Annotated in this window: 5 protein-coding genes; all 5 read right to left on the bottom strand. The window is 71.2% G+C overall.

Annotated features, from left to right (window positions below):
- Positions 1-129: 129 nt before the first annotated feature.
- The 5 genes from ACWGB8_RS14270 to ACWGB8_RS14250 all read right to left on the bottom strand — a co-directional run bounded on the left by ACWGB8_RS14270 (position 130) and on the right by ACWGB8_RS14250 (position 5,815).
- Positions 130-1,113 (bottom strand): ABC transporter ATP-binding protein, encoded by a 984-nt coding sequence (locus tag ACWGB8_RS14270; protein WP_452213478.1) that lies wholly within the window; start codon positions 1,111-1,113, stop codon positions 130-132.
- Positions 1,110-2,111 carry an ABC transporter ATP-binding protein gene (locus ACWGB8_RS14265; protein WP_452213476.1) on the bottom strand — a complete coding sequence of 334 codons (1,002 nt, stop codon included), beginning with the start codon at positions 2,109-2,111 and terminating at the stop codon, positions 1,110-1,112. Before ACWGB8_RS14265 ends, ACWGB8_RS14270 begins: the two co-directional genes overlap by 4 nt.
- Positions 2,111-3,097: an ABC transporter permease gene (locus ACWGB8_RS14260; protein ID WP_452213475.1), complete on the bottom strand. Its 987-nt coding sequence runs from the start codon at positions 3,095-3,097 to the stop codon at positions 2,111-2,113. Before ACWGB8_RS14260 ends, ACWGB8_RS14265 begins: the two co-directional genes overlap by 1 nt.
- Positions 3,094-3,921: an ABC transporter permease gene (locus ACWGB8_RS14255; RefSeq protein WP_452213486.1), complete on the bottom strand. Its 828-nt coding sequence runs from the start codon at positions 3,919-3,921 to the stop codon at positions 3,094-3,096. Before ACWGB8_RS14255 ends, ACWGB8_RS14260 begins: the two co-directional genes overlap by 4 nt.
- Before the next feature lie 145 nt (positions 3,922-4,066).
- Complete coding sequence (locus ACWGB8_RS14250) at positions 4,067-5,815, bottom strand: ABC transporter substrate-binding protein (protein ID WP_452213473.1); 1,749 nt, start codon at positions 5,813-5,815, stop codon at positions 4,067-4,069.
- Between the last annotated feature and the right edge of the window lie 185 nt (positions 5,816-6,000).

The following is a 6,000-nucleotide window of genomic DNA, read 5'->3' as shown; positions in this document are numbered from 1 at the left end:
ACAACAGCGTTAGGTTCCCCGCCGCGCCCGGCCGGGGGCCGGGACGGGAACGGACGGAGCCGTCCCCGGGTGGAGGCCGTACCGCGGGGCGTGGGGGGTGCCCGACGGTACGGCGGCTGGGTGGTGGGGCTACGTGACGGCCTCCGGGAAGTGGCAGGCCGCCTGCCGGGTGCCGGGGCCGGCGATCTGCAGCAGCGGACGCTCGGTTCGGCACACCTCCTGCGCCTTCGGGCAGCGCGGGTGGAAGGTGCACCCCGACGGCGGGTTGGCCGGGCTCGGCGGGTCGCCGAGCAGCACGATCCGCTCCCGGGCCCGCTCGGCCGCCGGGTCGGGCAGCGGCACCGCCGACAGCAGCGCCCTGGTGTACGGGTGCGCCGGGTTGCCGTACACCTCGTGCTTGTCGCCGATCTCGACGATCCGCCCGAGGTACATCACCGCGACCCGGTCGCAGACCCGCTTGACCACCGAGAGGTCGTGCGCGATGAAGATGTAGGCCAGGCCCAGTTCCTGCTGCAGCCGCTCCATCAGGTTGACCACCTGGGCCTGGATGGAGACATCCAGCGCGGAGACCGGCTCGTCGGCGACGACCAGCTCCGGCGAGGTGGCCAGCGAGCGGGCGATCCCGATGCGCTGCGCCTGCCCGCCGGAGAACTCGTGCGGGTAGCGGTCGAGGTGCTCGGGGATCAGGCCGACGAGCTCCATGAGTTCGGCGGCCCGCCTGCGCGCCCCGGCCGCGTCGGCGCCCTGGACCAGCAGCGGTTCGGAGATGATCCGGGCGACGGTCTGCCGGGGGTTGAGCGAGGAGTACGGGTCCTGGAAGACCATCTGCAGCCGCCGCCGGTGCGGGCGCAGCTGCTTCTGCGTCAGGCCGCCGATCTCGGTGCCGTCGAAGGTGACGGTGCCGGAGGTCGGGTCGAGCAGCCGGACGATCATCCGGCCGGTGGTGGACTTGCCGCAGCCGGACTCGCCGACCAGGCCCAGGGTCTCGCCCTTGCCCACGTCGAAGCCGACGCCGTCGACGGCCCGGATCGGGGCGCCGGGCCGGCCGCTGCGGCTGCGGCGTCCGGGGAAGGTCTTGACCAGGTCCCGTACGGACAGCAGGGGCTCGGTCATGTGCGGGCTCCTTCCGACACCAGCGGCAGGTGGCAGGCGGCACTGTGGCCGGGGGCGAGCAGGCCGAGCACGGGTCGGTCGGCCAGGCAGCGGGCGTGGTCCTCGGCGGTCGCGGCGGTGGTGCGGGCGCAGCGCGGGGCGAAGGAGCAGCCGGGGGCGGGGGCGATCAGCGACGGCGGGCTGCCGGGGATGGCCCGCAGCGGGGCGTCGTCGGTGTCGTCGAGCCGGGGCAGGGAGTCGAGCAGCCCTCGGGTGTAGGGGTGCGCGGGGGCGGCGAACAGCCGTTCGACGGGGGCCTGTTCGGCGGCCCGGCCGCCGTACATGACCAGGACGTCGTGGGCGACCCGGGCGACCACGCCGAGGTCGTGGGTGATCATGACGACGCCGAGGCCGCGGTCCTGCTGGATGCGGGCGATCAGGTCGAGGATCTGCGCCTGGACGGTGACGTCGAGGGCGGTGGTGGGCTCGTCGGCGATCAGCAGCTCGGGTTCGCAGGCCAGGGCCATGGCGATCATGACGCGCTGGCGCATGCCGCCGGAGAACTGGTGCGGGTACTCGTCGACCCGGCGGCCGGGTTCGGGGATGCCGACCTCGCCGAGCATCTCGACGGCGACCTTGCGGCCGGCCTGCCGGGAGGCCCGGAAGTGCACCCGGTAGTGCTCGGCGATCTGTTCGCCGACGGTGTAGAAGGGGTGCAGGCTGGAGAGCGGGTCCTGGAAGATCATCGCGATCCGCCGGCCCCGGACGGTGTTGAGCTGCCGCTCGGGCAGGCCGATCAGCTCCTGGCCGGTGAGCCGGATGGAGCCGGTGACGGCGGCGCCGCGGTGCAGGCCCATCACGGCGAGGGAGGTGACGGACTTCCCGGAGCCGGACTCGCCGACCAGGCCGAGGGTGCGCCCCGATTCGACGGTGAAGGAGATGCCGTCCACGGCCCGTACGGTGCCGCGCGGGGTGTCGAAGGAGACCCGGAGGTCGGCGACCTCCAAGAGGCGGGCCATCAGTACCTCACTCTCGGGTCGACGAACGCGTAGAGCAGGTCGACCAGCAGGTTCGCCGCGACGATGAAGAAGGCCGCGAGCAGGGTGACGCCGAGGATGACGGGCTGGTCGGAGCGGACCAGCGCGTCGTAGAAGAGCCGGCCGATCCCGGGCAGTCCGAAGATCGACTCGGTGATGACGGCGCCGGCGAGCAGTCCGCCCAGGTCCATGCCGAAGATGGTGAGGATCGGCGTCATGCCGGCCCGCAGCCCGTGCTTGACGGTGACGGTGCGGGCGGGCATGCCCTTGGCGCGGGCGGTGCGGATGTACGGCTCGACCATCGTCTCGATCATCGAGTTGCGGCTCTGCCGCGCGTACTGGGCGGCGTAGAGCAGGGCGAGGGCGAGCCAGGGCAGCAGCAGGTTGGAGGCCCAGCCGAGCGGGTCGTCGGTGAACTTCGCGTACTGCGGGTAGGGCAGCAGCCCGGTGGTCCGGACGACGCCCCAGATCAGCATGATCGAGGTGAAGTAGACCGGCAGCGAGGCCGCGCCGACCGAGAACACCATCAGGGTCCGGTCGGTGGCGCTGCCCTTGCGCAGGGCCGAGACCACGCCGGTGCCGAGGCCGATGATCAGCCAGAGCACGCCGGCGCCGAAGGCCAGCGAGGCGGAGACCGGCAGGCGGTCGGCGAGCAGGTTCCAGACCGGCACCGAGTAGTCGTAGGAGTAGCCGAGGCAGGGGAACTCGCAGCGGATCGCGGTGGGGCCGGTGCCGTAGTCGCGTCCGGCGAAGATGCCGACCAGGTAGGCGCCGAACTGCTCCCAGACGGGCTTGTCCAGGCCCATCGCGATCTTGACCTCCTGCAGCCGTTCGGTGCTGCAGGACTTGCCGCAGGCCGCCGCCGCGGGGTCGTTGGGGAGCAGGTAGAAGATGGTGAAGGTGATGGCGCAGATGGCGAGCAGCACGCCCGCCATGCCGAGCAGGCGCCGGCCGAGGTAGAGGATCACGACCGGCCTCCCCGGGGGTCGAGGATGTCGCGCAGCGCGTCCCCGAGCAGGGTGAAGGCGAGCACGGCGAGGAACAGGAAGACCGTCGGGATCAGGAAGTAGGTCGGGTCGGTCTCGTAGAAGCCGATGGACTCGGCGATCATCTGGCCCCAGGACGGGGTCGGCGGGCGGACGCCCACGCCGAGGTAGCTGAGTGCGGCCTCGGTGCTGATCATGCCGGGGATCAGCAGCGTGGTGTACGCGATGATCGGGCCGGAGACGTTCGGCAGGATCTCGCGGGTGAGGATGCGCCAGGAGCGGGCGCCGCCGACCTTGGCGGCCTCCACGTACTCGCGGTGCTTGAGCGAGAGGGTCTGGCCGCGGACCACGCGGGCGATGCCGGGCCAGCCGAACAGGCCGATCACCGTGGTCATCAGCACGATCCGGTTGACGTCCTTGGCGACCGACATCATCGCGATCATGAAGATCAGCGAGGGGAAGGACATCGTGAGGTCCATCAGCCGGGAGAGCACCGAGTCGACGCGCCCGCCGAAGTAGCCGGCCGCGATGCCGGCCAGCGTGCCGGCGACGACGACCACGGCGGTGGCGACGAAGGCGATCATCAGCGACACCTGGCCGCCGTGCAGCACCCGCGCGAACAGGTCGCGGCCGGTGGCGGGTTCCACGCCGAGCCAGTGGTCGGGGCCGATCCCGCCGAAGCCGCCGATCGGCAGTCCGCCCAGGTACGGGTCGATCGCGGTCTTGTCGAACTCCTCGGGCGTCCAGCCGCCCAGGGCGCTGAGCGGGGTGGCCAGCGCGGTGAGCAGGACGAGCACCCCGACCATCAGCAGGCCGAACCGGGCCGAGCCCTTCGCCCAGAGCTGGTCCCAGACCAGCCGCCAGGGGCCGCGGCCCGCGGCCTTCGCGGGGCCCGCCGCCGTGGTGGCCACGGCGGCGGGCTCAGTGGTTGAACTCATCGGTGGCGGTCCCTCAGCCCTGGCTCTTCGAGGGGTCCTTGAGACCGATCGTGGCGAAGTCGAACATGCCGGCCCAGCTCGGGTGGCCGTACGCCCCGGCGATGTTGTCACCGACCAGCAGGGCACGGCGCTGCCACAGCAGCGGCACGGCGGGCGCCTTCCTCATGAGCTCCTCGTCGAGCTTCATCCAGGCGGCGTTGGCCTCGTTGACGTCGGACATCGCGTTGATCTGGTCGATCCGGTCCATGGTGGCCTGGTCCCGGAACTGGCTGTAGTTGCCCTGGTTGCCCTTCTCCTTGATGGTGCGGCCGTCGAAGACGAAGGGGATGAAGGTCGCGCCGGACGGGTAGTCCGGGCACCAGCCGCTCATCGACAGGTCGGGCGCGTTCTTGGTGTCGCCCATGGCGTCGGTGTACGCGGACGGGTCGACCGTGTTGATGGTGACCTGGATGCCGGCCTTGGCCAGCGACTGCTGGAGCGCCTCGGCACGGGTCTTGTCACCGGTGGAGACGGTGAAGGTGACCTTGAGGTCGGACTTGCCGGCCGCCTTCAGCAGTTCCTTGGCCTTGTTCTGGTCGCCGGCCGCCGGGACCTTCAGCGGGTCCGACTTCACGCCGCCGGTCAGCGCGGGCGGCAGGAAGGAGGTCGCGACGTCGGTCAGCGCCGGGCCGCCCCACGCGGTGACCTGGGCCTCCTTGTCGACCGCGTACATCATCGCCTCGCGGACCTTCGGGTCGTCGAAGGGCGCCTTGGAGGTGTTCATGTACAGCATGTCCGTACAGCCGGTCATCTCGCCGACCAGGCGGGCCTTGACGTCCGCCTTGGGCAGCACCTTGCCGACCGACTCCGGGCGCATCCACGGGATCTCGACCGCGGAGGCGTCCGCGCCGGCGCTGGCGATCAGCCGGTCGTCCACCTGGCCGCCCTTGAGGCCCTGCACGACCACGATCCTGTCCGGGTACGCCTTGCGGACCTTGTCGGTGCCCGGGTCCCAGTTGGCGTTGCGGACCAGCACGAGCTGCTTGCCGCGGTCGTACGACTCGATCTTGTACGGGCCGGAGGAGAACGGGCGCAGGTCGTACTGGGTGCCCTTCTCCTGCGACGGCGGGACGGGCGCGAAGGTCGGCAGCGTCGCGGTGTACGAGAACTCGGCGACCGGGCGCTTCAGCTTGAAGACGATCGTCTTGTCGTCCGGCGTCTGGATGCTGTCCAGGTGCTGGCCGGTGAGCGGGCCCTTGTAGCCCTCGCCGCCCTCCAGGTACTGCTGGGCGTAGTCGGGGCCGCCGGTGAGGTCCGGCGAGAAGGAGCGCTCGACGTTGTACTTGATGTCGGAGGACTTGATCGGGCTGCCGTCCTCGTACTTCAGCCCGTCCTTGAGGGTGAAGGTCCAGGTCTTGCCGCCGTCGGACGGGCGGCCGACGTCGGTGGCCAGGTCGGGGACGATCTCGCTGCCGCCCTTGCCCGGCTCGGCCTTGAAGGTGACCAGCGTGCGGTAGAGCAGCCGGGTGCCGAAGTCCATGGTCGGCAGCGTCCAGTTGCGGGCCGGGTCGAGGTGGGCGAAGTCCTGGTTGGACAGCACCGTGAGGGTGCCGCCCTTGGTGGGCGTGCCGCCGACGATGGAGCCGGACTCGGCGCCGGGGGCCTTGGTGGAACCGGCCGCCGCGCTGCCGCCGCTCTTCTCGTTCTTGCCGCAGGCCCCGAGGCCGAGGGTGAGTGCTGCTGCGATCGTGGCCGCGAGGGCGGCATGGGTGCGCCTGGTCATGTGCAACTCCGCAGTGGGGGGCCGGACGTGGGCCCGAGGTTCGCCCCGGGGCTGATCCGGGGCCGACCGGGAGGGTGCCCTCCCTGTCGGGGTCTGGCCTGCTCCGCGGTGTGACCCGTAACATAGTAATGTGAAATTGCACTGCACAAGAGGTGGCGCCGCCCGTTACCGAGCTGTGTCCGTGC

This window comes from Kitasatospora sp. NPDC054939 (assembly GCF_053610105.1).
Note: the sequence above shows the minus strand (reverse complement) of the source record. Positions and strands in the feature narration are given on the sequence as shown.